General features: G+C 64.8%; 26 protein-coding genes. 7 read left to right on the forward strand and 19 right to left on the reverse strand.

Translation table 11 applies throughout. From position 1 onward, the window contains the following. Window positions 1-47: 47 nt before the first annotated feature. From S2M10_RS18685 to S2M10_RS18775, 19 genes are all read right to left on the reverse strand, one after another. Window positions 48-629 (reverse strand): hypothetical protein, encoded by a 582-nt coding sequence (locus tag S2M10_RS18685; RefSeq protein WP_168847377.1) that lies wholly within the window; start codon window positions 627-629, stop codon window positions 48-50. Continuing rightward, the gene (locus S2M10_RS18690) at window positions 626-1504 is read right to left on the reverse strand and encodes a conjugal transfer protein TraF (protein WP_168847407.1); all 879 of its coding nucleotides are present in this window, start codon (window positions 1502-1504) and stop codon (window positions 626-628) included. The genes S2M10_RS18685 and S2M10_RS18690 overlap by 4 nt, the downstream gene beginning before the upstream one ends. Before the next feature lie 35 nt (window positions 1505-1539). Continuing rightward, entirely contained in the window at window positions 1540-2145 is a 606-nt protein-coding gene (locus S2M10_RS18695; RefSeq protein ID WP_168847378.1) for a S26 family signal peptidase, read from the reverse strand. Continuing rightward, entirely contained in the window at window positions 2117-2974 is an 858-nt protein-coding gene (locus S2M10_RS18700) for a type-F conjugative transfer system pilin assembly protein TrbC (protein ID WP_168847379.1), read from the reverse strand. Before S2M10_RS18700 ends, S2M10_RS18695 begins: the two co-directional genes overlap by 29 nt. Then, window positions 2946-3947: a conjugal transfer protein TraN gene (traN, locus tag S2M10_RS18705; RefSeq protein WP_247650913.1), complete on the reverse strand. Its 1002-nt coding sequence runs from the start codon at window positions 3945-3947 to the stop codon at window positions 2946-2948. The genes S2M10_RS18700 and traN overlap by 29 nt, the downstream gene beginning before the upstream one ends. 239 nt (window positions 3948-4186) lie before the next feature. After that, window positions 4187-6049 carry a hypothetical protein gene (locus S2M10_RS18710; RefSeq protein ID WP_168847409.1) on the reverse strand — a complete coding sequence of 621 codons (1863 nt, stop codon included), beginning with the start codon at window positions 6047-6049 and terminating at the stop codon, window positions 4187-4189. A 266-nt stretch (window positions 6050-6315) separates the two neighbouring features. Further along, on the reverse strand, window positions 6316-7329 hold the full coding sequence (locus S2M10_RS18715) for a TraU family protein (protein WP_168847380.1): 1014 nt from the start codon (window positions 7327-7329) through the stop codon (window positions 6316-6318). After that, complete coding sequence (locus tag S2M10_RS18720; protein WP_211091140.1) at window positions 7326-8033, reverse strand: conjugal transfer protein TraW; 708 nt, start codon at window positions 8031-8033, stop codon at window positions 7326-7328. Before S2M10_RS18720 ends, S2M10_RS18715 begins: the two co-directional genes overlap by 4 nt. Then, window positions 8023-8256 carry a hypothetical protein gene (locus tag S2M10_RS18725; protein WP_168847381.1) on the reverse strand — a complete coding sequence of 78 codons (234 nt, stop codon included), beginning with the start codon at window positions 8254-8256 and terminating at the stop codon, window positions 8023-8025. The genes S2M10_RS18720 and S2M10_RS18725 overlap by 11 nt, the downstream gene beginning before the upstream one ends. Further along, window positions 8253-8582 (reverse strand): hypothetical protein, encoded by a 330-nt coding sequence (locus tag S2M10_RS18730; protein WP_168847382.1) that lies wholly within the window; start codon window positions 8580-8582, stop codon window positions 8253-8255. Before S2M10_RS18730 ends, S2M10_RS18725 begins: the two co-directional genes overlap by 4 nt. 5 nt (window positions 8583-8587) lie before the next feature. Further along, window positions 8588-11107 carry a TraC family protein gene (locus tag S2M10_RS18735; protein WP_168847383.1) on the reverse strand — a complete coding sequence of 840 codons (2520 nt, stop codon included), beginning with the start codon at window positions 11105-11107 and terminating at the stop codon, window positions 8588-8590. Then, a complete protein-coding gene (locus S2M10_RS18740; protein ID WP_168847384.1) occupies window positions 11104-11727 on the reverse strand; it encodes a TraV family lipoprotein in 624 nt (207 codons plus the stop codon). Before S2M10_RS18740 ends, S2M10_RS18735 begins: the two co-directional genes overlap by 4 nt. Before the next feature lie 35 nt (window positions 11728-11762). Then, window positions 11763-13073, reverse strand: coding sequence for a TraB/VirB10 family protein (locus tag S2M10_RS18745; RefSeq protein ID WP_168847385.1), 1311 nt, complete (start codon window positions 13071-13073; stop codon window positions 11763-11765). Next, the gene (locus tag S2M10_RS18750) at window positions 13070-13825 is read right to left on the reverse strand and encodes a type-F conjugative transfer system secretin TraK (protein WP_348770638.1); all 756 of its coding nucleotides are present in this window, start codon (window positions 13823-13825) and stop codon (window positions 13070-13072) included. Before S2M10_RS18750 ends, S2M10_RS18745 begins: the two co-directional genes overlap by 4 nt. Window positions 13826-13835: 10 nt before the next feature. Beyond that, a complete protein-coding gene (locus S2M10_RS18755; protein ID WP_211091141.1) occupies window positions 13836-14435 on the reverse strand; it encodes a TraE/TraK family type IV conjugative transfer system protein in 600 nt (199 codons plus the stop codon). A gap of 41 nt (window positions 14436-14476) precedes the next feature. Next, window positions 14477-14743, reverse strand: a complete 267-nt coding sequence (locus S2M10_RS18760; protein ID WP_119749732.1) for a type IV conjugative transfer system protein TraL — start codon at window positions 14741-14743, stop codon at window positions 14477-14479. 112 nt (window positions 14744-14855) lie between these two features. Continuing rightward, window positions 14856-15173 carry a hypothetical protein gene (locus S2M10_RS18765; RefSeq protein WP_168847388.1) on the reverse strand — a complete coding sequence of 106 codons (318 nt, stop codon included), beginning with the start codon at window positions 15171-15173 and terminating at the stop codon, window positions 14856-14858. Window positions 15174-15396: 223 nt separating this feature from the next. Then, window positions 15397-16173 (reverse strand): DsbC family protein, encoded by a 777-nt coding sequence (locus S2M10_RS18770; RefSeq protein ID WP_168847389.1) that lies wholly within the window; start codon window positions 16171-16173, stop codon window positions 15397-15399. Further along, on the reverse strand, window positions 16157-16462 hold the full coding sequence (locus S2M10_RS18775) for a hypothetical protein (RefSeq protein ID WP_168847390.1): 306 nt from the start codon (window positions 16460-16462) through the stop codon (window positions 16157-16159). Before S2M10_RS18775 ends, S2M10_RS18770 begins: the two co-directional genes overlap by 17 nt. 398 nt (window positions 16463-16860) lie before the next feature. On the opposite strand from S2M10_RS18775, the gene S2M10_RS18780 reads away from it, so the two are divergent. The 7 genes from S2M10_RS18780 to S2M10_RS18805 all read left to right on the forward strand — a co-directional run bounded on the left by S2M10_RS18780 (window position 16861) and on the right by S2M10_RS18805 (window position 22744). After that, window positions 16861-17250 carry a hypothetical protein gene (locus S2M10_RS18780; RefSeq protein ID WP_168847391.1) on the forward strand — a complete coding sequence of 130 codons (390 nt, stop codon included), beginning with the start codon at window positions 16861-16863 and terminating at the stop codon, window positions 17248-17250. 117 nt (window positions 17251-17367) lie between these two features. Next, a complete protein-coding gene (locus tag S2M10_RS18785; protein WP_168847392.1) occupies window positions 17368-18495 on the forward strand; it encodes a hypothetical protein in 1128 nt (375 codons plus the stop codon). 368 nt (window positions 18496-18863) lie between these two features. Beyond that, window positions 18864-19280, forward strand: a complete 417-nt coding sequence (locus S2M10_RS18790) for a helix-turn-helix domain-containing protein (protein WP_168847393.1) — start codon at window positions 18864-18866, stop codon at window positions 19278-19280. Then, window positions 19280-19921: a GntR family transcriptional regulator gene (locus S2M10_RS18795; protein ID WP_168847394.1), complete on the forward strand. Its 642-nt coding sequence runs from the start codon at window positions 19280-19282 to the stop codon at window positions 19919-19921. The genes S2M10_RS18790 and S2M10_RS18795 overlap by 1 nt, the downstream gene beginning before the upstream one ends. Window positions 19922-20093: 172 nt before the next feature. Next, window positions 20094-20225 (forward strand): hypothetical protein, encoded by a 132-nt coding sequence (locus S2M10_RS23015; RefSeq protein ID WP_282098063.1) that lies wholly within the window; start codon window positions 20094-20096, stop codon window positions 20223-20225. Window positions 20226-20285: 60 nt separating this feature from the next. After that, entirely contained in the window at window positions 20286-20951 is a 666-nt protein-coding gene (locus S2M10_RS18800; RefSeq protein ID WP_168847395.1) for a lasso peptide biosynthesis B2 protein, read from the forward strand. Then, a complete protein-coding gene (locus S2M10_RS18805; RefSeq protein ID WP_168847396.1) occupies window positions 20951-22744 on the forward strand; it encodes an asparagine synthase in 1794 nt (597 codons plus the stop codon). Before S2M10_RS18800 ends, S2M10_RS18805 begins: the two co-directional genes overlap by 1 nt. Window positions 22745-23180 lie beyond the last annotated feature (436 nt).

A 23180-nucleotide genomic window follows, 5' to 3' on the forward strand; every position in this document is an offset into this window, starting at 1 on the left:
CTCCTGTGAGATCGGATGGAAAGGGGAGACGCTGTGCCCGCCATTGCTCAGCGCCTCGATCGCGACGGTTGCGGCATCCCGACGATGCCGGTGAATTTCGACATGGCGCGCACGCCGACCGCTGGCCTGACTCCGGTCAGCATCTTCGCCGCGAGATAGAGGTTGCGCGCCAGGTTGGGCGCATGGTCGGTGCCGATGGCGACAGGAACAATGCGCTCGGGATCGGTGAGCGGCCTGACCCAGGCGACCGGGTTGCCGACCCAGGGCAGGCCGAGCCGCCCCGAGCGGAGCATCGCCTCCTGTGTACCGATCGTGCGGACGCGCCAGCGATAGCGCTGCGCCAGGCCGGTGAGCTTGGTCCACAGGTCGCCGCAGGGGACGCAGCCGGGGCTGGTGGTCATCTCGATGACGAACGCGGGCCCCTGACCACGCAGCGTCGCGTCGAAGTCGTCCGGATAGTCCTTCGTAACGGGCACCCGTGACAGCCAGGTCTGCATCGCCTTGCTATCGGCGACGGGATGGATAGCGGCGCGCATCGCCTGGTCGCGCATCACGGGTTGCGCCTGCGCGGTCGAGCCCGCGGCGATTGCCGCGATCGCGATGCCGATCGGGAGCGGAAAGCGTCTCATTGATCGCGCCCGGCATTGGCATCGACGAGATCGCCGCCGAGGGCTCGGGGATCGGTCGCGGAAACCGGGCCATTGGCGAGAGCGTCGAAGAAACCGTCATCCTCGCCGGGACCGGTCAGGAACTGCTCGGGCCGGATATCGCCGCGAAGCAACCGGACCGCCTGATAGGCCATCTGCGCAAGGTTGGGATAAGCCTCGACGCCGCTCGCGATTGTCATGCGCTGCGCACTGCCGCGGCGGATCACCATCGTCGTCGGCGTGATCTCGACGCCGAACCGCTGGCTAACCTCGGGACGCCTGTCGACGTCCATCAGCGTGACCTGCCAGCCCATTTCCTCCTGGAAGCGCTGCACGATCGGCCACTGCACGCGGCAATATCCGCAGGTCGAGCGCGAGAACATGACGAGCGCGAACTCACCCGCATGCGCGCGGAGATAAGAACGGCGGATGGCATCCTTCTGCGCCGTCAGCTCGGAGCGGGCGTCGCCGACCATCGGGTTGGCGGATTTCGAATTGAGTTCCGGGTTCTGGAGCATTGCGAGCTGGGTCACGCCCGCAAAGGCCCGCGCCTTGCGCCGCGCAAAATCCTGGAGTCGCCAAAAGTCGGCGACAGCATCGACCGTCAGGACCGTCGCCGCATAATCGCGCTGCTGCTCGATCAGCTTGCGGATCTTCGGGGGCGTCCAGGTCGCCAGTTCGGCCATCGGGGGGATCGCCGGCTTGTGAAGCGCTTCCGGGTCATCCTCCGCCGGGGTGGAGGGCTTTGGCGCCTCGTACCACCAATAGCCCTGCTTGCGGGGGGCATCGGGTGCCGGCTCGCTCAGCCGCCGGCTCGCAGTACCTTGCGCAAAGGCGGGTGCGGCCGACAGGGACATGGCGATAGCGAGCGCGACCAGGGGACGGCGGCCGATCACAGCAATCGCTCCATGCGCGTGAGAGTGGCGATCGGCACTAGGCCGAAATAGCGGCTGTCGAACCCTCTGGGATGGTTCGAGCCAACGTAGATCATGCCGGCGGGGACCACGCCGCTCCACTGCATATGGTCGAGCTTCTGCCCGTGGATGCCGTAAGGCAGGCTGACCCCGAGCAACTCGCCATTGCAGAAATAATAGCCATCGAAGGCATTTCGCGCTGCCACCGAGGGTTTTTCGATCTTGGTCAGGCGGTCGCCCGGCATACACAGGGCATGTTTGGTCACCTTGACCGGCTTTGGACCGGCGATCGGATGATGGAGCGTGAACATGACATAATCACCCCGGGCGATCGGACCCGGCGCCTGCCGGACCGCGAAGGCGTCGATCGACGGCGTCATCACCAGACTGACCTTGGGAAGCGCGATTCCAGCGACAAGCGCAACCGGCAGGACGACCGCCAGAACCTGCCACAAGCGTTCCGGCCTCGCGGGCTCGCCATTGCCCGGTGCGCCGAGTGCGACAGCGGCCTTGCCGGGCAAGCGCCGCAGCCGAGGCCAGAGGCCGAGCAGGGCGCTAGCGAGCGCCCAGAAGAGCCTGAGCATCTCGTACCTCCCTGTCTCCGCCCAGCCGGGCATATTCCTCGAACATGCCCGAGAGTGCGCTGTCGCCGTAGACGACGTGCGACGCCCTCGGGCTCTCATCCTCCCGCTCGCAATAGGCCTGGGTCGGGTCGCCCGGGATCATCGCGAGCGCCGGCACCCGGGTGACCGCGTGCTGGCGAAATACCATCGGGTCGATGATGACCTGGACGCTGCGCATAGCGCAGGACGGACCCTCGCAGCCGGGATCGAGCCGCAAAATCTCCGCCGTCAGCTTCGCCATCGGACCGACCTTGCGCAACCCGCCGGGAATCCCGCGAAACGCGATCACGCCGTGGACGCGTTCGAGCTGGGCGGCATAGGCCCGGAGTACCGGCACCGGCATCGAGGACGACACGAACAGCACCGGCACCCACGCCTTGATCGCACGGGCAGCGCCTGCCTTCGCCACGGCTTCCATCTCGCCGGGCTCGAGACCGAGTGCCTGGCGTAGGCGTTTCGCCTGCGCCTCGCGCTCTGCCGCCATGCGCGCTTCTCCCGAAGCCAAAGCGGCGCGGGCGCGCGCGTCGATCGCGGGAGCGGGCAGGCGTTTGCGCAGGCCTTCAAAGGCACGTCGGCGTTCGGCTTCGCTGGCAGGTTGCGGCAGCCTCGGATCGGGCACGTCGGTCCGTTCACGCTTCGCTCGGGACACGGCGCCCTTCACGCGTTCCATCGCGGCGTCGCCCTGGTCCTGGATCTTGTCGCGGGACGAGTCCTGGGCGAGCGCCGCAGTCGCCAGTAGCAAGCCTAGCGCCGCCAGCACGCTATTGGTCGATGGCGTTGAGATACGCATCCACGCGCTCCTTCATATCGATCTGGATGTCGGATTGGGCGCGGGCCTCGATGTCCGCATAATATTCGGAGAGGTCGATCTTGCTGAAATCCAGCGCCTGAAATTCCTCGGGCGTGAAGCCGCGGCAGATCGGCTTTTTGGGCGTGCCCCAGCCGACTCCGTTGAAGGATTTGAGCTGCGGGCGGCCCTGCTCCTGGATGATCCGACCGAGCTTGGTGTTGAAGCAGCAATGGCCGCGCGCCTTTTGCAGGCAGACGCCGAGGAAGCTCGCGGTGCAATAGCTGCCGACCTCGTGGCACATGCCCGAGCCGCGCAGCATCGCGGTCTCCATGTCCTGCTGGTCGCAGCCGGAGAACAGGAACTCGACCATGAAATTGATCGCAAGGCTGATCGCGATCGAGGTCGGATCGAGCCCGATGATTAAGGCGTTCGCCCCGGCGCTGGCCGCCTGGCCCGCCGTCGCTCCGGCACGGAACGCCGTGAACGCCGCGCTCATGCCGGTAAAGACGCCTTTGGCGACGGCGATCTTGGTACCGATCGAGCCGATCGACGAGCCCATGCCGTCCTTGACGATCTTGCCCTTGTCCTTGCAGCAATTGGACAGCGTGTTGCTGATCCCGGGCGGGCGGCAGCGCATACCGCGACCGCTGAAGATCTCGACGGTGCCGAGGCAATTGCCCTCGGCGTCGACTGGGCCGTCGGCGGGGACGCCGGGGTCGTCGACCGGGGGCTCCTCGACGATCGGGGTGCTGGAGAGATCCGCGCAACTGTTCGGCGAACAGGCCGGCCCGCCATCCTGCGCGAGGCAGGCATATTGGGGCCCGAGCGGGCAGCTATAGCTGCCGCCGGGCTGCTCGACGCACGAGACTTTCTCGAGCGGGCATTGATACTGGCCGGCGGACGTCATCTCGCACGACGCGAACTCCCCACTGTCGCTGGCGTCGCCATTGCCGTTGAGATCGGCCGCGCACATCTGCTGGCCTGCCCCGGGATTAGGCCCATGACCGGGACCAGGGCCCGGGCCGGGATCGACCGGGGGTTCGCCCGGCTCTCCGGGCAGATCCGGTTCGGGATTGACCGGCAGCGCGAGGGCGCGCTCGGAAGGCTGCGGCGCCATGACCTGTGCGTGCGCGAGGCCGGACGCCATGAGGAGCGCGGCGCCCGCCAGCATCCAACAGGCGGCCATGCGCGGGGTGAGGAAGTGCCAGCGGGTCATTGCGGGGCCGCCGTGCATACGAGGTCGGCACCGGCCAGCCGGACGGTCTGCATCATCACCACTGCCTCCGGGAAATCGTCCAGGCAGCCGCACGCCGAGACGATTTCCTCGCCTGGCCCTGCCGGGCAGACATTGTTCGTGCCGCAGCTATGGTAGAAAATGTCGAACGAGGCGGGATCGTTCTGCTGGCTGCCGACCACCCCCGCAGGAGCGGCGGCGTTGTTCACACGCGGGGCGCGCGTCTTGCAGATTGGCTCGCAGGCAGGGACGGAGCCCCGATCCGGAAGCGCGAACGGCCGTGTCGACGCAGAGAAGCTACCGTCGCTGTTGCGGGTGCGATCGGCGAGCATCGTCTCGGTCGATCGATCGAGGATGTACGCGCCGCGGCTGAGGTCGGGCTGGGGCAGCGTCCCATTGTCGATCTCGCAACTGTAGCTACGCTCCTTCAAGAAGAAGTCGCGCCGCAATTCGACCGCACAGGCACCGTTCCCGAGGATGCGTGTTTGAGGAAGCGGACGCAGCCCGGTCTGGACGCCCGCCCGGAAGGTCTGGACACCATCGACATTCTCGTCGGTCAGGCGGCAGCGCGAATCCGAGGCGGTGGGCGCGCACAGATCGACGACCTGCTCGGTGGTGCGGCAGCTGGTGTCGAGCTCGACATGGATTTGCGCGAACGCTTCGCCTTCGCCGCCGACGGCGACCCGCAGCCAGATCTCGTGGTCGCCGGGCGTCAGATATGGCTTGAGGTCGAGGTTCGGATAATTGTGCCAGGTCTTGCTCCGTTCGCATTTGGAGCCGGGCAACGAGGACGAGGTCCATGAGCCCGGATCGGCCAGCACCAGATTGCCGTCGATTCGGACCTGCGCCGCGTCGTCGAAATAGATATGGCTCAGCCGCGCGTCGCGGATGCGATCGGCCGCGCCGACGTGCAGCACCATCCGATAGTCGAACAGCCGGCAATTGCCGCCGCGCAGTGAATCGTCCGTGGGCGATCCCATCAGCCAGTCGATCGACGTAGGGCTGCGCACTTCAGAATAACCGCCGGCGACCCGCGAGATGATGTCGTCGGGGCCGACCTCGTCCATCGCGACCTGCCGCTCGATCGTGCAGCGGCGTGTTTGCTGTCCCTTGGCCGACCCAGCGGGCGAGGCGGCGAGCGCTTGGAACACCGCGTTGCCGGTCGATGCAGCGACCGCGTCCCCGGCAAGCGCATTGGGCGTCGCCCGATAGACAGTCTGCGGCAGCTCCGGATTGCTCGAGCAGGCGGTCGATTGCGCGCCGACATAGCGGATGCTCGGTCCGTCGATCACCGCCTGCGCGACCCCGATCCTTGGGTCCGCCGTGGTCAACGCGCCGATCATCCCGCCGCCAAGATCGCCCAGCACCGAGGGAAGGTTGCCCCAGGCGAGATTGGCGCCGCAGCTATTGTTGATGCAGTAGCAGCCGGCGAGTTCGGGCATGTTGACCTCGGTGAGCTTGAGGCGGCGAGCGGCGTCCACGTCCCAGCGGAAATAGTTGCACAGGCTCCAGCTGCCGGGCTGGCACGAGATCACGCCGTTCGCGCAAATGCCGGAGACCGGGACGGGCAGGGTGATGCGGCTGTCGACAGTGCCGTCCATATCCGTGTCGCGGGCGATCTGGACCGTGCCGAGGTCTCCGGTCGAGGCCGGCTGCACCACCACTTCCATCAGCGTCGCCGTCTTCTGGCAGGCGAGGTTGGGCGTGAATGTCTTGCTGCTATCGACCGTGGTGATCGGCTGGCCGGAGAGGCCGGGCGTCACATAGTTGCGCTGGATCGCTTCACTGTCGGCCGATTTGGCGCGGGAGGCCTCGGCCGCGGTGCGCGCGCGATCTTCCATCGACTGGGCGAGCACGGCCGCGGGCAGGAACAGGGTGGCCAGCGCGGTCGCTTTCACGGTCCAGACGAGAGGAGAGCATCTGGAGCGTGGGGGGAGCGAAACGACCGCGCTGGCCGGGGGTGGAGCGGCGCCGCAGGGGGGCTTCGACGCCGCTCCTGTCTCGTGCGCGCGCCGGCGGCCGTCAGGGCCTTGGCGGGCAGACCTCCGGTATATGCCGGCGGCGTCCACGAGACGTTCGGGAAAGGGGTGGGGGACAGGCGATCCGCTCATGGCACCGGGATCCCGGCGCAGCAGATCACCTTCTCGAAGAGCATGAACTGGGCATTGTCCTTGCCCGGCGCGTGTTTGCCGCTGGTCCACAGCGAGCCGGGCCTGCCGATATTGACGCACTTGCCGCCCTTGACCGGCTCCATCAGCTGGAGCTTGTAGCGCGACTTGGTCCAGATCGGGCTGGGTTTGAACGAGCAGCCGTCGGACGAGGAAATTGTGAGCGCGCCAAGCCGCCCCATCATGAACGTGCCGCGCGCGGCGAGCCCCGCCCAGGCCTCGACACTGTCGTCGAAATGGATATCGCCGGCGATCGGATAGGTCGCGCCCCAGCTGCCCATGCACCAGAAAAGGGGATCGATGACGTTGCCCGCAGCCGCTGCTGCGCTGTCGCCCATGCAGGCGAGACCCGCGGCGGGATTGCCGAACAAAATGCCTTCGGGCTGGATGATCGCGCCGAGTGTCCCCGACTGCCACGTTGGCAGCACCTCGGTGATCAGCGCGACATCGAACCCGTCATCCTCCAGGCAGGGAAGATCGGTGAACATGTCGAGCATCGCCCAGACCGGCGAGATGTAATAATGCATCTGTGCGAACATCTTGCGCGTGTTGGTGCCATCGGCGATCGACGACTGGCTGCCCTGCAGCCTGCCACCCGTCTTCATGAGATCGGCACCGAGCGCCATCATGCAGCCGGGCTCGGTCACCACATCGACCATGCGGTTGGGAGACCAGTAGGAGACCTTGACCCCGAACCAGAACTGCACGCCCTTTCGGCACGCGCAGAGCGGCTTCGACGCCGATTGCGCATCGAGCGCCTTGTCGAGCTTGTCGTAGCTTCCGACCCGGATGCCGCCGACCGTGATCGGGAAGATGCAGGTCCAGCGGACCTTGGTGATCGGATTGAAGACGCCGCTCTCGCATTTGGAGGCATGCGCCTGACCCGGCCAGCCGAGCGACGCGGCGACGCCGAGGGCGATGCCGATGAGGAAGATGGGCCAGCGCCGAGTCATCGCGCTGCTCCCGGTACGATGTCCGCCAGTTTGCGACTGCGCGGCCCGAACTCGGTGAGCACAAGCTTCTGCCCCGCCTGCGCAACCACGACGGGCGCGACGGTGAGGCCGAGCCGTTCCTTGACCCGCTCCTCGAGGATGTAGATCGCGCGGCCCGTCTTCTCGGTCAGCGTTATCGGATCGCCATTCTCTTGTCCGAGTGCGGTCAGCAGGATGAAATCGCTCTGCCTCGCGGTCCGCAGCGCCCAGGCGAGATCGCGCGGATGCACGACGACAAGCCGCTGCGGCAGCTTCACGAAGGTCAGCGGGTTGAAGGTGAAGCCCTTGGGGTAGAGCGTCTTACCGCCCGGCAGCGTGATGTCGAAATCGAGCGTGTAAAAGGGGACGACGGTGCGGGTGCGATCGGCAGTCGCCGGCGCGAGCGGCGCGGACTTGAGCGCGCTCCATTTGTCGCGCGGACCGAATGCCTTCGACATGTCGCGCGGCAGCGTCGCAACCTTGGCCTCGATCTCGGACAGCGCATCGGGCTCGGCAATCGGCCAGGTCCGCCCGATCGTGCTGCGTGCCGTCGGAGCTGACTGTGCAGTCTGGGCGTCGGCGGCGATGGCGATGGTGCCGGCGGCCACGACGAGCAGCGCGACGGTCGCGGCCTGGCCAAGCGCCACGCGACGGGCGCGGGGCGGGAAGGGGAGATCAGCGGCCATGGCGGCGCCTCCAGGGTGTGGTGGGAGTATCGGGCGGACCGACGAGCGCGCCGATGAAGGAAGCGCCGGACACGAAGGTCACGATCCAGACCATCAGCCCCAGCCGCTCGGCCACACCCGGTGCAAGCATCAGCAGATAAGTCTGCACGAACAGCAGGACGAAGCCGCCGACGGCGAGGCGCACCGAACCGGGCGAGGGTTTCCCCGAGAGCAAGCCACTCATGACGCCCTCCGTTGCTTGAAGCGGGCGAGCAGGCGGGCGCTCCAGACCGAGAGGCCCAGCAGCAGGAGCCCGCTGGCAAGACAGGAGGCCGCCACGATCAGCGCCGCGCGGGCGACCATGGCAGGGGGCTGATCGAGTGCCATGCCGGCGGCAGCGATCAGCACGCCCATCAGCACGGTCTCGATCGCGACAAGCCGAAACTTCCAGACGAAGGACTCGGCCTCGCACCGCGCGGCGACGCGCGCTTCGATGATCGCTTCGAGCTCATCCTCCGAGCCGAGCGAGAGCGGCAGCTGATCGGGGTGCGGTCTCGTGGAGCGGACCATGGCCATCACTCCGCAGCCTGGGCGACCGGGCCCGCCGGTCCGAGGATTTCGGCGGGATCGACGCCGGCGAGCCGGCACACCGCCTCCAGGGGCGAGAGCCCATGCCGGAGCAACGCTTCGAAAGCGGCGACCTCGTCCGGGGCCGACGTGTTGATCCAGTAGGAGAAGGGATCGACGACGAGCCGTGCGATGCCGAGACCGAGCGGCGAGTCGATGAAGACTTCGCTGTAATTGGGTTTGGAGTTGCGGACCGACTTCAGCAGGTCGAGGACGAACCCGGAATAGTCGAGGATCTTGTTCTCGACCGCGCGGTCATAGGTCGAGCCCTGGAGCAGGAAACGCGTCGCAGCATTTTCGAGGATGACCTGGCCGGTGCCGCCGAACAGGGTCAGGTCATTCATCGACTGGAGGACGATACCGAACGAGCCGCGATATTTGCGCGCGCGCCGATAGCCCTGGCCGAATGCTTCGGCGAGGCGGCTCAGATCCTGGCCTTCGGTGCGGGTCATGAACTGCGCAGCTTCGTCGCAGAGCACAAAGCGCGGCCGATCGCGGGCGGAGAGATAAAGCTCCTGCGTGACCGCGTTCACCACGACCATCACGATCACGTTGAAGAGATCGGGCATGGACTTCAGGCGCTCGAGCTCGAGCACGACGAACTCGTCATTTCGAATGTCGAGCGTCGAGGGGCCGTTGAAATAATGGCCGTAGGCGCCGTCCGACCCGAAATCGCGCAGGTTGAACGCCAGTTCGCGCGACGTCGGCACGAGATGCTCGACCCGGTCGAGATCGCTGCCGGCATGGGCCGGATAGGTGCCGAGCCATTCGCGCACCGAATCGATGCCGTGGTCGGCGCGGCCTGTATCGATCGTCCATTGGACCGCCGACTTCAGCAAATTCCATTCGGACGTCGTGACGCCCTTGCGGGTCGAGGCGTTCGCCATCTCGGCGACGATCGCGACCGCCATGGTGATGGCGGACTGTTTGTCGTCGCCGTCGAGCGCAAGCCCCATGTCGAAAGGATTGAGGACGAGCTGCTCCTCGCCGATGTCGATATAGCGACCCGAGCAAAGCGTGCAGAGTTTGCGATAGCTCCCGCCGATATCGATGATCCGGATCAGCGCGCCGCAAGCGTAATATTGCTGGCACAGATTGTTGAGCAGGAAGCTCTTGCCCGCGCCGGATTCGGCCGAGACGATGAAGTTGTAATTGTTGATGCGGGGATCGAAGAGATCGAGCGTGATCAGCTGACCCTTGCGGCCCGTATAAAGGAGGGCAGGGCGCCCGCCGCCGCGGAAGTCGGTCTGGATCGGCGCCATCAGCACCGCCGCCTTCACCGGCATGCGGAAGTCACGCTCGAGCATGCGCATCGTCGTGCGGTCCGGATAGAGCCCGAACGGCAGGCTCATCGTCAGCAAGGTCGGGTTGAGATAGCTCTCTTCCTGCATCGAGAAGGGCAGCGGTTCGCCTTCCCACAGGCGCTTGGCGCGCGCGGCGAGATCGCGGGCATGGGCACGGTCGCGGCCGAACACCCAGATCGTCGGAATGACGCGGACGAACTTGGAATTGCCCGCCTCGTCCAGGATCCAGCCGATCTCCTCAATCTGCTTGCCGACCTCCACCGCGAACGAGCCCGCCGCTTTCTGCGCCGAGAGGATCTGCGCGCGCTTGTGAATCTCGAACTGCGAATGATCGAACAGGATGTTGAGCGTGTAGAGGAACGGGCCGCCGATCTGGTCGCTGTCCTCGGCCGAGCCGCGCATGCCGCCGAGCAGCCGGTTGGCGCGTTCCGCGGTGATCCGGCGGGCGGGCGCCTTGGGCGTCAGGCATCGCGCGACCTGGTCGCCGAGAAAGACCTCCTGGCCCTCGAACACCAGGTCCGGTCCCGCATCAATGATCTGCTTGGCGAGCGATGGCGCGCCGATCGTCGCGCCATCGGCGAAGACGCCGGGTGCGGGCCGGGCGACGCCGTTGAAAATGCGTCGGTAGAAAGCGACCATCTCTTCAGGGGGGAGCCGGCGGATGCCGAGCTTGGCGAGCTGTTCTTCCACCTGGCGCCGAAGATCCTCGCCGAGGGGGCGGCGCGTCTTGATCGACAGCAAAGTGCGGAAGTTGCGCACCGGGATGCCGTGCAGGGCTTTCAGGCCGTGTCGTCCTTGGCTGAGATATTCGCGGGTATGGCGCGCCGAGGCCTGGATCAGCGGATCGTCGCGGGTCTTGAGGTCGAGAAAGGCGTCGAGCGCGTCGTCGATCAGCGGGTCGGCAAAGGTGTGGAGCTGGAGGACCGTGCCATCCGGGAAGTGGATATTGAGAAGGCCCTGCAGTGCTCCCTGGACGTGCGCGAACATATACGCGGTCGGCACGATCTCCCAGGCATGGCCCCAGCAATCGTCGATGCACAGGAAGGCCTCGGTCTCCTCGTCCCAGGCAACCAGCGGCAGATAATCCGAATAGGCGTCGCGGCGGACCGCGTTGCGGAGGCGCGCATAGGTGAGCCCCCCGTTCCTGCTGCCGGGACCGCTCATTGCTTCGGTTCCGTCAGCGCGCGGGTCCCAGCCACGGCATGCGCCGCCTCCTCCGCGCCATCGGCCACCGCGGCCGACTCCCGGACCTGGCCCAGGATCGGCGCGCTGGCGGCCTGGCTGGGCGGCGCGACGAGGGTGCCGCCGACCACCCAGACGGGCTTGTCGACGATCGAGTAAACGTAGCGAGGCATGTAGAGCCGGTCGGGCCGTTGCCTGTCGGCATAGGGCAGGATCAGCGTGCGGATCGTCCGGGCGGGCTTGAGCATCGGCGTCACCGGCGCTTCGATCAGGCCCTTGAGCTCCTGATAGACGCTGGCGCGATATCCGGCATAGGCGCTCGGGACCGCGGCCTTGCCCCTGCCCCGCACGCGGGCTTCGGCTGACTGGTCGCGGAGCTTCTTGCGGTCGTTGGTGACCGCCGGGTCGGATGTCGAGGCGACACCCGCAACCGCATCCTCATAAGCCCGCTCAGGATGGATGCATTGGCCATGGTCGTCATTCTTGCAGCTGAACTTCTCCGGATAGGGCGACATGAGCGACCCCATCGTCGCGCATCCCGAAAGGAGGAGGCTGGCGCCGGCGAGCGCGAGCGCGCCTGCGCGCGAGGGAAATCTTGGCATGGCGGGGGCTCCCTGGAAGACGGGCGGGCGGCGCATCAGAACTTTGCTCCGACCGAGGGTTTGATTTCGAGGGCGAGGCCCTCCTGGATGACGACCACGACATCCTTCGCGGCCCCCACCTCGACCACCGGGCCCGCCTGACGGGCGAGATCGAGATAGAAATCGGTGAGTTTGTCCGAGGAGCGCGAGAGCCCGGAGGCGACGCCTGATTTGGCCGCGTCTCCCGCATCGAGCGTGCGCACGCTGCCGAGAGCCGATGTCGAGACGTCGCCGAACGTGCCTTCGACCGACTGGGAGATGCCCGCGATCGTGCCGGCAATGAACGAGCGCGCGAGGGTCGCCCCGGCGCGGGTCACGACCTTGCCGGACAGGCCCTTCTTGCCATCCGCGTCGACGAAGAAGCCCTTGATCGGCTGGTCGACCACGGCATGTTCGTCGAAATCGACGCAGGAGATCGAAACGAGCTGGATCTCGACCCGCTCCTTCGCGAGGCTTCCGGTCGCGTTGCCGATTACGAAGCATCCGGACAGGTTTGCCTTCACGTCATTCGGCAGGACGGCGGGCGCCTGAACACGCGCGATGATCGGTTCGGGATTGCTCGTCGCATCGCGGCTCGCGAGTGCGTCCACTCCGGTCAGAAGCCGCGCCTTCATGAAACCAGGCGGCAAATAGATCGTGCGATTGGCTTTTTTTGACCGCGCCCCGCCGGCTGCGCCTCCCTCGCTCGCTGGCGCGGAGATCGCCGCGCCGATCGCGCCGACCTGCCGCTCGGTCGGCGGCGCGGGCGGGGCGGGAGGTGCGGAAGGCGCCGCAGGCGGTGGGGGCAGCGACCCAGCCTCGCCGCTCGCCTCGGGCGGCGCAGGCGGATAGGCCGGGACCTCGCCAGGCAGAGCCGGGGGCAGACCCGCGTCGGTGCCGTCGGGAGGGGCGTGCCCCGCGGTCCCACCGGGGGCGATCTTGCCTTCTTCGATGGCGGTCACGCGCTCGCCGAGCAGCGACTGGCCGTCGAGGATCTTCTGCAGGTCGCCCCGCATCTTCAGCTCGAGACTGTCGCCACGGAGCCCCGCGCCCATGTCGAGCTTCGAGGCTTCGGGCACCGGCGCTTGTTCCTTGGTGCCGCTCGAACTTGCGGAATAAAGACCATAGCCCAGCACCGCGATCGTCGCCGCCACGCTGATCTGTTTGGCACGGAGCCGTTGATCGGAGGTGAGGCGGGACCATTGCGATCGCAGATCGAGCAGTGCCGGACGATCGGCGCCGCTGTCGAGTGCTGCGCCCGCCGCGGCGTCATGGCGTTCGGGAAGCGGCGCTGGCTCGGGTGCACCGGTGTCGGGGCCGGCGCTCATTGTGCGATACTCCGGCGCACGACGATAAGGCGCGCGCTCTGGCTTGGAGCCAGCGTGAGCCGGTCGAGCGTCACCGCGAAGATGTCCGGCCCGAACGCGCCATCGAGGAAGGCGCGCTCCTCAAGCGACACCGCGTCCGTACTGCTCACCAGATACTCGCTGGCCGAGAGCCCGGCACCTTCGATCGCGAGCCGCCGTCGTTCGCCAATCTGAACGCCGGGAAGGTCGGGGAGCGTCAGCCGCTCGCGGCTTGGCGCCACCTCGGTGAACGATGCGGGAACGCGGTCCTGAAGGAGCGCGAGGACGATCCCGACCGCGCGCTCCTCCTCGACTAGGGGTCCAAGCAGCGCGTCGTTCGCCCGCGCCCGCTGGGTGGCGCCGGGCACCAGGGTGACGGTTTGCGCCGGGATATCGGCGGGCTCCGCATAGAGCGGGTAGATCGCGCCGTTGCACGAGACGAAGAACTCGGACGGCGTCGTCACATAGGTGCGCGTCTTGGCCCCCATATCGTCGGTCTCGAGCAACAGGAACTTGACCCAGGCGTCCGAGCCGCCGCGCTCGACGGCGAGACCCTTCTCGGCCGAAAATTTGACGTCCTCGATGTCGCCGCCGACGCAGACGACGTGATTGACGTCGCGGTTCGAGAGCCGGACGCGGCTGGTCTGATCGGGCAGCGCTGCGATAGATTGGGCGACTGCCGGCGCAGCAGCCGTCAGCGCGGCGAGGCCGCAGGCAAGCGCCGATAGGCGCACACGGCTCCTTCTACCGAATCTCGGCATTGAAATTCTCCTCCTGAAGGGCGGTCAGCCAGAAGCGGCCATTGTCGATCGCGTAGCGAATGCGCAGATTGCCGCGGAACTTGCGGATCACGCCGCCGATCACCCGGACTTTCTCCACGGGCACGACGATCTCATTGTCGGTGTACGTCACCGGCAGATCGGAGCGGATGTAGGTGGCGATCGAGAGCGTCGAATTGCTGTTGAGCTCGTCGAGCAGCCGGTTGAGGCTGTCGCGCAGGCCGTTGAAGGCGCTCGGATGGACGAGGCTCAGCAGCTCCTGGAATTGGCGGTCGGCGGAATAGGATGAATAGGTCCCCGCCATGCTGACGATGTTGCGCGTGATCGTACGCAGGTAGGTCGCCGAAGGCTTGTTGCCGGTGACGTACAGATCGCCGCTCGCACCGAACGGGACGATCACCGTCCGCGCATTCTGGTTCGAGGTGTAGACGACCGCGCCCAGCACCGCCGTGATGCCGAACAGGCCGGCAATCGCGAACTTGAGCAGCCGGTTCTCTTCGAACAGGTTCGCCGAGCCCTGCAGATACCGGTGCAGGTGCCAGCTCGGGCGCACGTCGCCGATCATGTCGGCTGCCTGTTTGCGTCTGGAGGGGTGGGGCATGTTCGCTACTCGAAGAAGCGGGTCTGGGTCGGACCCGGATAGTTGCGGAATTTGAGGAGCCCCCAGCGCCAGGCGAGGTGCGGGATGAACCCGCGCGGCTTGCTGCGCTTCCAGGGGATGAAGAGGAGAAGGACACCGAGGAGCGCCCAGCCGATCATTCCGCCGACGATGACGGCGACGAAGATGGTCGACATGACCACAATGAATTCCTGGCTATCGAACCAGAGGATCTGGACCGGCCGATGCAGGAACTGTGGAAGACGTTCGTCCAACGCCCTTCTCCCTTGCTTCATCACGCCGTCAGCGTGACTTCCGGGGAATGACCATCACCCCCCGTCCCGGAAGGCGTGCTGGACCGGTCGCGCCGGCCCGCACGCCGATGCGTCAGATCACCATGCCGAAGGTCTGGAGGATGCTGTCCGCCTTGATCAGGCAGACGGCAGCCACGATCGTCGGAATGCCGATCATGATGTTGCTGAACAGGCGACTGACGCCGAACAGGAAGGCGGCGACGCCCGCGACGAAACCGAGCGGGCCCTTGACGCCCTGGTTCACGACAATGTCGTAGATATCGTAACCGAGATCGCCCGCCGCGGGAGCGGTGAAGGCGTGGGCCATGGTCGTCCCCGCGAGTGCGGCGAGCAGGATCAGGACGGCCGCGTCGATCGTGCGGAACGTCCGGCCCCGAAGCATCTTGAGCATTGATGGTCTCCTTGGGTGCGGAGCCGTCCAAACACATGCCTGCCGGCACCGATGGGAATCGTTGTCGGCCGACGGCGACGCTGGACGGCTCCGGAGGAGCGCGACCGCCGGCATCCCGGCCCTCTCGTAGCCCGGCGCGCGCTCGGCTGAGCGCTGGCGCGGGGCGCGGATGAGGCCCGCCAGATTGAGTGGAGCACGCTCGCGCGCGGTCACGGCTCGTGGATCAGGGGTGGCCATTGGCTTGCCCCTGCTTCTGCTCGAGGAACGCCTCGAGCTCGGCCTGCTGGAATCCGGAGATCAGCTTGCCATCGACGAACAGCGTCGGGGTCCCCGACACGCCCATCTTCCTGACGGTCATCGCGTCCTTGGCGACTTTCTCGCGCCCGGCTTCGCATTTGAGCAACGTGGTCGGTCGGGCGCCCGCATAGATCGCCTTGAAGGCCGCGACCTTGTCTGCCGAACACAGGATATGTTCGGCTTTGGCGGCGGCTTCCGGATGGATCCCGCTCACGAAATAGATCAGCCGCTGGACGGCCTTGCCCTCCGCGGACTTTGCCGCCCAGAACCGGTCAAGGGCATGGCAATAGGGGCAGTCGGGATCGGTGAACTCGATGACCTGCGGCGCGCCCGCCGGGCCGATAACGAGCGCCCCGGCTGGATCAATGGCGCCGACCCGCTTTCTGGCACTTTCGTCCTGCGCCATCGCGGTAACGTTGAGGCCGTTCTTGTCGTAGACGGCCGCGAACAGGAGATGCCCGCTTTCCGGAGCGAAATAGATGATGCGGCCGCCGGCTGTTGCCTGGTAGAGAGGACCCTTCACAGGCGCCGGTCCGAAATCCTCGAAACTGAGGTTGGTGAAGGTCTGGCGCAGCTGCTGTTGAGCCTCCGCAGCCGCGAGGGTTAGCGGTTCCGACTGGGGACCCTCCGGCGCTTCCTGCGAGAGGGCTGGGGTGCCGGTGAACAGCAGCGCGGCGGAGAGCAGTTCAGCGGCGCGGCGCATGGGACGCCTCCGCTTTAGCCTGGTCGACAAGACCGAAGATCTTGGCGTCGAGGCGTAGTGCCTTCCCGATCGCGATCCCGGTCGCCGACGCCTCTTTCGTCACCTGAGCCGCGACAGGCTGGCTGCGGATCGAATAGCCCTGATCGTCCTGGATGATCGTCAGGCGATCCCTGGCGGTGCAGGGATAGCCCTCGGCGTCGGGCCGATATTGCTGTGCATGGGCGCCGGTCGTAGCCAGGGTGATCGCCAGGATCACACCGAGCCCGGACAAGGGGCGTGCGTTCGTCATGAGACGTGTCTCCTCGTGGCGCGAAACCGCGCTTCAGTTCAGGTTTTCAGGTGCCGATCGTCTGGCTGCGGGCCGTACCGGGCTTCGCTGGTGACCACCGATCTGGTGCGAAGCGAGCAATGAAGCTGTCGTGAAATGCTCGCAATAGGCAGGGCACTGAAGTGCCGAAGCGGCGAAAGAAAGCTTGTAAGTCCATGATTTGGAGGATCGAAACCATCAAATGATCGGAAGGACGTAAAACGATCCCGAGCGGCACTTCATTGCCGCTTCGATAAGCGCCGGAGTAGGGAGCCGCCCGTTTCCGCTCTCTAATCGGCGAAAATTGCTATCGGGAAGGAGGTAGCTGGCGAATGGGCAGGGCAACGAGAACCTTCAAACTCCGGTTGTCGCCGGCAGGGATGGACGTGCTTATCGACTCGCACTGCCATCTGATCCGGACCACGCGGTCCCTGATCGCCTGGGGGACCACGCTCCATGTCGCGGTGAACCATCTCGACACAATTCCGGTGAAGGCGATCGTCGAGGCATTGGTCGCGCTGCGGGCTTCACCGCTTAGCGGCACCGAGGAACATCATGTCGGGGCACCGCACCGCCTTTGGGATGTTGCATCGCGGATCGCGGCTAGAACGCAATCAGCGATGCCGGATGGAGAGCCACCGTCTCTGGGCATCATTTACATCCTGGCGCTCCAGCAAATGGCCCAGGCGGACCACGCTGCGCTGCTGGCCGCGTTCGAGCGCGCTAAACTGCCCGCCAGCCATTCAGCGCACGGTGGCAAGGCGGGCTGACGGACTGGACGGTGCGAAGCTCGATCGCGCCGAGGTGCGTCGATCGACCCCTTCGCGGTTGCCGGTGGTTGGCCAAATGTTGGTCGCGCAGGTCGTGTCTATCTGACAAAAAGGGTCATGATGAACAATCCCTTCGGACTTCCCGAGAGCGCCGCCGACCGCTTTATGCGTGAAGAACGTCGACGCGCGGAGCTCTATCGTCACGCGCTTGGCGGCAGCACGATCATCGACGCGGTCACTCAGGCGACAAAGGCCAGGGAATTGATGCGCGGCGTTGATTTCGCCGCTCCCTATCGCGGGATTCTCGACACACTCGAGCGCGAGCGATCGAGCGAGAAGGCCTTCGAGAGTCTCGCGACGAACGCCTGGGCGCTGTCAGTGAGTGAGACTGCGCGCAAGATTGCCGACCAGAATCGAGGCTTGGTCGAGCAACAACGTCATTTAGGGACATCGCTGCTCGACACGGTGCGGGCGTTTGACGCGAACAAGTCGCTGGTGGCGTCGGCGATTGCGGCGGCGAGCGCCGGCGACAGTTACAGGCGCATGATTGCCGAGGCGCTGCCGCGGTTCGCAACGTTCAGCGCGATCGCCGAGCGAATGCTGGTGATCGACACGATGACATTGCGCGCGAGCGACGATGTCCGCGAAACGATGACTGCCTTCGCCGCGCGCACGGTTATCGAGATGCAGCGCGTTGCGGAAGCTATCGCCACGGCCGAGACGGACGAGGAGAGCACTCGCCTTCAAGGCTCGCTATTCGACCTCGTAACAAGCTTTTTCCAGGGACTTGGTCCTAATACCGTTCCCGAGCTTCAGCGCATGGGGCTGGTCGGGTTCGTCAGCTTCATCCTGACACTTCTTGGCGCCTACGCGCTGATCCCGCAGGAGAAAACGATGGGGCCGCAGGAGAAAGCGGCTTTCAGTGAGTTGAACGAAAAATTCGACAGGTCGCAGGCTGAACAGCGCCAATATCATGAGGCGGCGGCGCAATCGGAGGAAGCGTTCCTGGCTGGGCTGCCAAGGGCATATTTGACGCGGGATGCGACATTTCGAAGCGAGCCCGCCGGTGACGCCGCGATCGTGCTGAAGGCCCCAAAGGGGACGGAGCTTGCGATCGAGCAGATGCGCGGCCGATGGCAAAAGATCGTATTCCGTGACCCACTCTCGATGCAGCTCGCGCGGGCGTGGGTCTATTATACTGCGCTGGCGCCGCTTGCTGCGCCCGCCCCGATCGAGAGCGAATGATAAGGAGGCACGGCGCCGGTGCACCTCCCTAAAATGGGGTCAGAAGAGGTCGATGCTGCTGGCGATAATCTCGCAGAGTGGGGCGTAACGCATCACGATCGTCCCGGCTCGGAAAGTACGCCGGTTCGAGATGGTGACGACGCTGGCTCTATCGCGCGAGCCGGCGGGCTTCCAGAGGCATCGCCCAATATGCGGCGGAGGGAGGAGACGGCGATGCTCGGAATTGCCGCCCAGTTTCAGTTACCTACAAGCAAAAACTTGGCCAAATTGGCACGCAGTTCCGTTTGACACTGGTGGTATGCACACCTAGCTTTGGTTCGTCGGAATGGCCTTGGCGGGCGGTATCTCCCGTATAAGGAGACGCGGAAATGTCGCTAGAATGCGCGGCTTCCGTTGCTGAAGGACCGCTTTCGTACGTCAAGGAACAGTCCGGACGGCAGATCGAGGAAGCACGAAAGAGGGTTGGCATAACACAACGCGAACTGGCGCGCGATCTCGGCATGGGAGTGCGCTGGCTGCGGGAGATCGAGTCCGGGAATCCCAAGTCCAAGCTCGACGACCATTTGCGCTGCACATACCAACTCGGTCTTTCGTCGGGCCACATTCTCATACCCCTGTTGTTCGCAGGCCAGCGTATGTGCTTTCCAAAGCAACTCGGTGGCGGCGACCTCTGTGATCTCGAGCGCCTCTGCATCGAGGTCATCGCAGAGCGGAATCTGAGTCAGCTGACCAATGCGCTCACACCCAGGTGGCGCTCGCCGTCGATGGCGGCCGGAGCCAGCTGATGGCGGCGCTCGACCCGATTACTCAGGAGCGCGTCTATCGGGCCTTGAAGGCGGAATATCTGGCCGGCCGCTATCATGCGGGCGAGAGGCTCGACATCTCGGATATCGCGGACCGTCACGGATCGAGCAAAACGCCCGTCCGGGAGGCGGCATGTCGTCTCATGGGAGAGCGCCTGTTAGAGCCCGACAGCGCTGGCGGCTTCCGGGTGGCCCTCGCGACGCCGCAGGAATTGATACACCTCTACGCCTGGAATGCGCATCTGCTATTATGCCTGACCCAGCGAATAAAGAGGTCTGTCCTCAGTCAGACCTTGGCCCAGTTTTCACCAGACGAAATCGGGGATACGCCGGTTGATATCGCCAAGCTGACCGGATCGATATTCCTGGCACTTGCGGCGGCAACCGGGAATCCGGAGGCAGCTGCGACGATAGGGCAGATCAACGAGAGGCTATTCTATCCGCGAGTCGATGGCGCCGCAAACGTCGCCGATGCCGCCAAAGAGCTCCGCACGATGATGAATTCGGAAGTTGTTGATGTCCATAAGAGCATCCATCGACGCATAGAGAGCTATCACGAGCGGAGAATCGTCCATCAACAAGACGTTATCCATGATCAGGCCGATCACTCTTCAAGCGGTTAAGCCGCAGATTTAAGCGCTTTCCGGCGGGGCCGGGGCAACGGTCGGTCCTGGCAAAGCCAAACTGCTCGGATATCACGCCAGATTGTCCAGATATCTATGGGTCCGGAGTAATCCCGGCCGCGCTAACTTTGGATTGCCGTGAATAGTCGCGGCGGATCAAGAGGAGCGTGTCATGCATCGCAATGACGAACAGCAGAACGACGTGATCGAACTCGGCGCCGTGAGCGGCGAGACGAAGGGGGCCGTCCAGCCCGAAATCGACTCGCAGGGCGGATTCCTCGGCACCGGCCTCGCTGCCGACTGACTGCCTTACTTGGCGGCGCGCGGGATGCCCGCGCGCCGCTTCTTCTAGGGTGGATGACCAATGGATTATACGCTGAGGGCAGGGGTGTACTTCTGTATTGCGGGAGACCGGCCCATCTTCCTCGACCGGAACAGGGACCGCTACTTCGCTCTCGCTGGCGAAAAGGAGGCATCATTCCTTGGTCTTCTCTGCGGGTCCGTGCCTAATCACGCATCCAGCAGCACAACCGAACTGATCGACGCCGGGATAATCCAACACGATCGATTGGGAGCACCTATTGCTGCATGCAGCTACGATGCCCCCCCCAGCGCGAGTCTGTGGGACCGCGACGAACCGACGAGCGTATGGGGCAGAGCCAACGCCGCGGCGTCGCTGTTCCGCGCCACACGCGGCCTTCGAGTGTCAAACCTTTCGACCATTCTGACCACTATTGAAGATAGGAAGCGTGCGCTTGCGTCCTCATGCAGGCCCGATGGATCTGAGGTGCGCGCCGCAACCGCAATGGCGTTCCGGGCGCTCGGCAAGGTCGTCGCCTCGCACAATCGCTGCCTGCCCTATTCCTTGGCAATCATGGACCGCCTGCTCAGCCGAGGAGTTTCCGCTGACCTCGTTTTCGGCGTCGCTGTCCGACCATTTGTCGCCCACTGCTGGGTGCAACAAGGCGGCGCAATTTTGAGCGATCGTCTGGAACATGTCAGACTCTTCACACCTATCATGGTCATCTGATGCCGAAACGCTATCTGGCCCTGATAGCCTCGTCCGGAGCACCGGCGCTGGATCGATCGCTGTGCGCCGCTGTCGCCGCCAAATGCCCAGAACTGGCTGAAATTGGTTTCGTCGGCGATGCGTGCTTCTTCTTGGCGAATTGCCAGACCATTACGTTCGAGCGCGGCAAAGGCTTTGTCGTTGGAACTCTTTTCCGACGCGACGGCAGGCGGGGCGCGGTCCAGCAAGTTGGACCACCGGACCACGATCCATCCCATGACCCCGTCGAAAATTTGCTGTCGCGCTATTGGGGCGGTTACGTTGCCTTCCTCTCCGATCCCGCCGGCAAGACACTAACGATCCTCCGCGACCCATCTGGATTCCTGCCTTGCTACTATGTGTTGGGAAAAGGCGTCGTCGTCGTCGCATCGGATATCGAGCTTCTCATCAGGTCTGGGTTTCTTTCCCCCCAGGTCGATTGGGTGGCCATCAGCGCCCACCTGTTAGCTGATCATCATCGCTCTGCCCGGACATCGCTGATCGGCGTGACCGAGCTGCTCGGGGGAGAGGCCCTTGTTGCAGGGCCGCAGGGAATCGAGCTGAAGCAGGCGTGGAACCCTTGGGATTTTACCCCGCGAAGCTCCGAAATCTGTGACGCGCGTGTTGCTCGGCAGGAGCTGCGCCGCACTGTCGAGATGTGCGTCGCCGAGTGGGCTAGGGAGTTTCGACACATTGCGATCGGCGTGTCGGGAGGGCTGGACTCATCGATTGTCGCTGCGTGCGTGCACAGCGCCGGCGTACCTTTGAGTTGCCTGACACTGGCCACCAAGGATCCAAGCGGCGATGAACGAACATATGCTCGACTAGTGGCGGGCGCATTCGAAGCAACACTCACGGAGTCTATCGAGGACATTGGGGAAGTCGACCTCAGTGTGTCGGCAGCGGCTCACCTCCCGCGTCCCGTGGCGCGCGCGTTCGCTCAGGCGGGGAACCGCAAATTCATCGACCTGGCTCGCCGGACCGGGGCCGATGCGTTCTTTTCCGGAGCCGGCGGCGACAACGTCTTTTGCGCTCTCCAATCGGTGGCGCCGCTCGCGGATCGTCTTCTGAGGGGAAGCTCAATCAAAGGTCTGTGGCAGAGCGCTCGCGACATTAGCCGTCTCTCCGATCATGGCGTGCCATTGCTTCTTGCACTGGGGTTCCGTCGGGCGTGGTTTCGGGATGCGCAATTCCGGTGGCCGCGTGATCAGACCTTCCTGACGGGCAATTGCATTGACGCGGGCGAAAGCGTCGGCTCGCATCCCCACCTGTTTTGCCCACCAGGCACCCTCCCAGGCAAAGCCGCTCATATCGCCCAGATAATCGGTATCCAGAATCATCTCGAGGGTTTCGAGCGCGAGCTGAGTTATCCGAACCTAGCGCCGCTGATGTCGCAGCCAATCATCGAGCTTTGTCTGCGTATCCCGACCTGGCTTTGGTGCTCTGGCGGAATCAACCGTGCGCCAGCTCGCGGTGCCTTCGCCGATCGGTTGCCCCCGGAGCTGATAACACGACAATTGAAGGGGAGCCCTGGCAGTTTCCTCTACGAGCTCTTTGCAGCGAACCGCCGCTTTATTAGAGAGTTGTTGGCCGATGGGCTGCTTGCGCGACAAGACATTATCGATCGCGATGCGGTTGTTCGCGCGATTGACGATCCCCGAGCGGAAATGACCGGGAAGATTAGGCGCATCATGAGTCTGGTTGATGTGGAGGTCTGGGCTGGATCCTGGTCGAGACCCCCTTCTCAGGCGACTGGGTCGACAGGTGGCCTGTAACATTCCGAGCCTCCCGCAACTCCCTCCATCCGCGATACTGATCGACCGTGTCCGGGGAAGCGTATTCCCGCTGAGTGAGCCAGAAGGCGAACCAATCGAGTGCGCGCCGATACCGCCAGTAGCGATGCATGGGTTCACGCCCGGCGGAGTGACCTTCGCCCGGGAAGATGTACATGTCAGCAATTCCGCCCGCATCGCGCAGCGAGGTGTAGAGCTGTAACCCGAAAAGATACTCGTTTTCCGGTGGCAGGAAGAGCACCGGCGCGGTGATCTTGCCTGCGTTTAGGGACGGGGAGATATGGTTCCAGATGACCTGCTCCCCAGAATTCATGCCATTGGTAAGTTAGCTCGTCAGATGGAGACGAGCGATGCGGCGAAGCCGATTTACCGAGGATCAGATCATTGGGGTGCTGCGGGAGCATGAGGCTGGCGTGAA

The organism is Sphingomonas sp. S2M10 (assembly GCF_012650175.1).
In the GTDB taxonomy this organism is placed as follows: Bacteria; Pseudomonadota; Alphaproteobacteria; order Sphingomonadales; family Sphingomonadaceae; genus Sphingomonas.

Coding starts and splice junctions, on each gene's coding strand:
- S2M10_RS18700 (WP_168847379.1), bottom strand. CDS start 2,974: ATGCGTATCTCAACGCCATCGACCAATAGCGTGCTGGCGGCGCTAGGC.
- S2M10_RS18780 (WP_168847391.1), top strand. CDS start 16,861: ATGGACGTGCTTATCGACTCGCACTGCCATCTGATCCGGACCACGCGG.
- S2M10_RS18715 (WP_168847380.1), bottom strand. CDS start 7,329: ATGACTCGGCGCTGGCCCATCTTCCTCATCGGCATCGCCCTCGGCGTC.
- S2M10_RS18695 (WP_168847378.1), bottom strand. CDS start 2,145: ATGCTCAGGCTCTTCTGGGCGCTCGCTAGCGCCCTGCTCGGCCTCTGG.
- S2M10_RS18805 (WP_168847396.1), top strand. CDS start 20,951: ATGCCGAAACGCTATCTGGCCCTGATAGCCTCGTCCGGAGCACCGGCG.
- S2M10_RS18740 (WP_168847384.1), bottom strand. CDS start 11,727: ATGCCAAGATTTCCCTCGCGCGCAGGCGCGCTCGCGCTCGCCGGCGCC.
- S2M10_RS18775 (WP_168847390.1), bottom strand. CDS start 16,462: ATGACGAACGCACGCCCCTTGTCCGGGCTCGGTGTGATCCTGGCGATC.
- S2M10_RS18785 (WP_168847392.1), top strand. CDS start 17,368: ATGATGAACAATCCCTTCGGACTTCCCGAGAGCGCCGCCGACCGCTTT.
- S2M10_RS18730 (WP_168847382.1), bottom strand. CDS start 8,582: ATGGTCCGCTCCACGAGACCGCACCCCGATCAGCTGCCGCTCTCGCTC.
- S2M10_RS18725 (WP_168847381.1), bottom strand. CDS start 8,256: ATGAGTGGCTTGCTCTCGGGGAAACCCTCGCCCGGTTCGGTGCGCCTC.
- S2M10_RS18685 (WP_168847377.1), bottom strand. CDS start 629: ATGAGACGCTTTCCGCTCCCGATCGGCATCGCGATCGCGGCAATCGCC.
- S2M10_RS18800 (WP_168847395.1), top strand. CDS start 20,286: ATGGATTATACGCTGAGGGCAGGGGTGTACTTCTGTATTGCGGGAGAC.
- S2M10_RS18745 (WP_168847385.1), bottom strand. CDS start 13,073: ATGAGCGCCGGCCCCGACACCGGTGCACCCGAGCCAGCGCCGCTTCCC.
- S2M10_RS18790 (WP_168847393.1), top strand. CDS start 18,864: ATGTCGCTAGAATGCGCGGCTTCCGTTGCTGAAGGACCGCTTTCGTAC.
- S2M10_RS18735 (WP_168847383.1), bottom strand. CDS start 11,107: ATGAGCGGTCCCGGCAGCAGGAACGGGGGGCTCACCTATGCGCGCCTC.
- S2M10_RS18720 (WP_211091140.1), bottom strand. CDS start 8,033: ATGGCCGCTGATCTCCCCTTCCCGCCCCGCGCCCGTCGCGTGGCGCTT.
- S2M10_RS18755 (WP_211091141.1), bottom strand. CDS start 14,435: ATGATCGGCGACGTGCGCCCGAGCTGGCACCTGCACCGGTATCTGCAG.
- S2M10_RS18795 (WP_168847394.1), top strand. CDS start 19,280: ATGGCGGCGCTCGACCCGATTACTCAGGAGCGCGTCTATCGGGCCTTG.
- traN (WP_247650913.1), bottom strand. CDS start 3,947: ATGTGCGCGGCCGATCTCAACGGCAATGGCGACGCCAGCGACAGTGGG.
- S2M10_RS18765 (WP_168847388.1), bottom strand. CDS start 15,173: ATGCTCAAGATGCTTCGGGGCCGGACGTTCCGCACGATCGACGCGGCC.
- S2M10_RS23015 (WP_282098063.1), top strand. CDS start 20,094: ATGCATCGCAATGACGAACAGCAGAACGACGTGATCGAACTCGGCGCC.
- S2M10_RS18770 (WP_168847389.1), bottom strand. CDS start 16,173: ATGCGCCGCGCCGCTGAACTGCTCTCCGCCGCGCTGCTGTTCACCGGC.
- S2M10_RS18690 (WP_168847407.1), bottom strand. CDS start 1,504: ATGTCCCTGTCGGCCGCACCCGCCTTTGCGCAAGGTACTGCGAGCCGG.
- S2M10_RS18710 (WP_168847409.1), bottom strand. CDS start 6,049: ATGGAAGATCGCGCGCGCACCGCGGCCGAGGCCTCCCGCGCCAAATCG.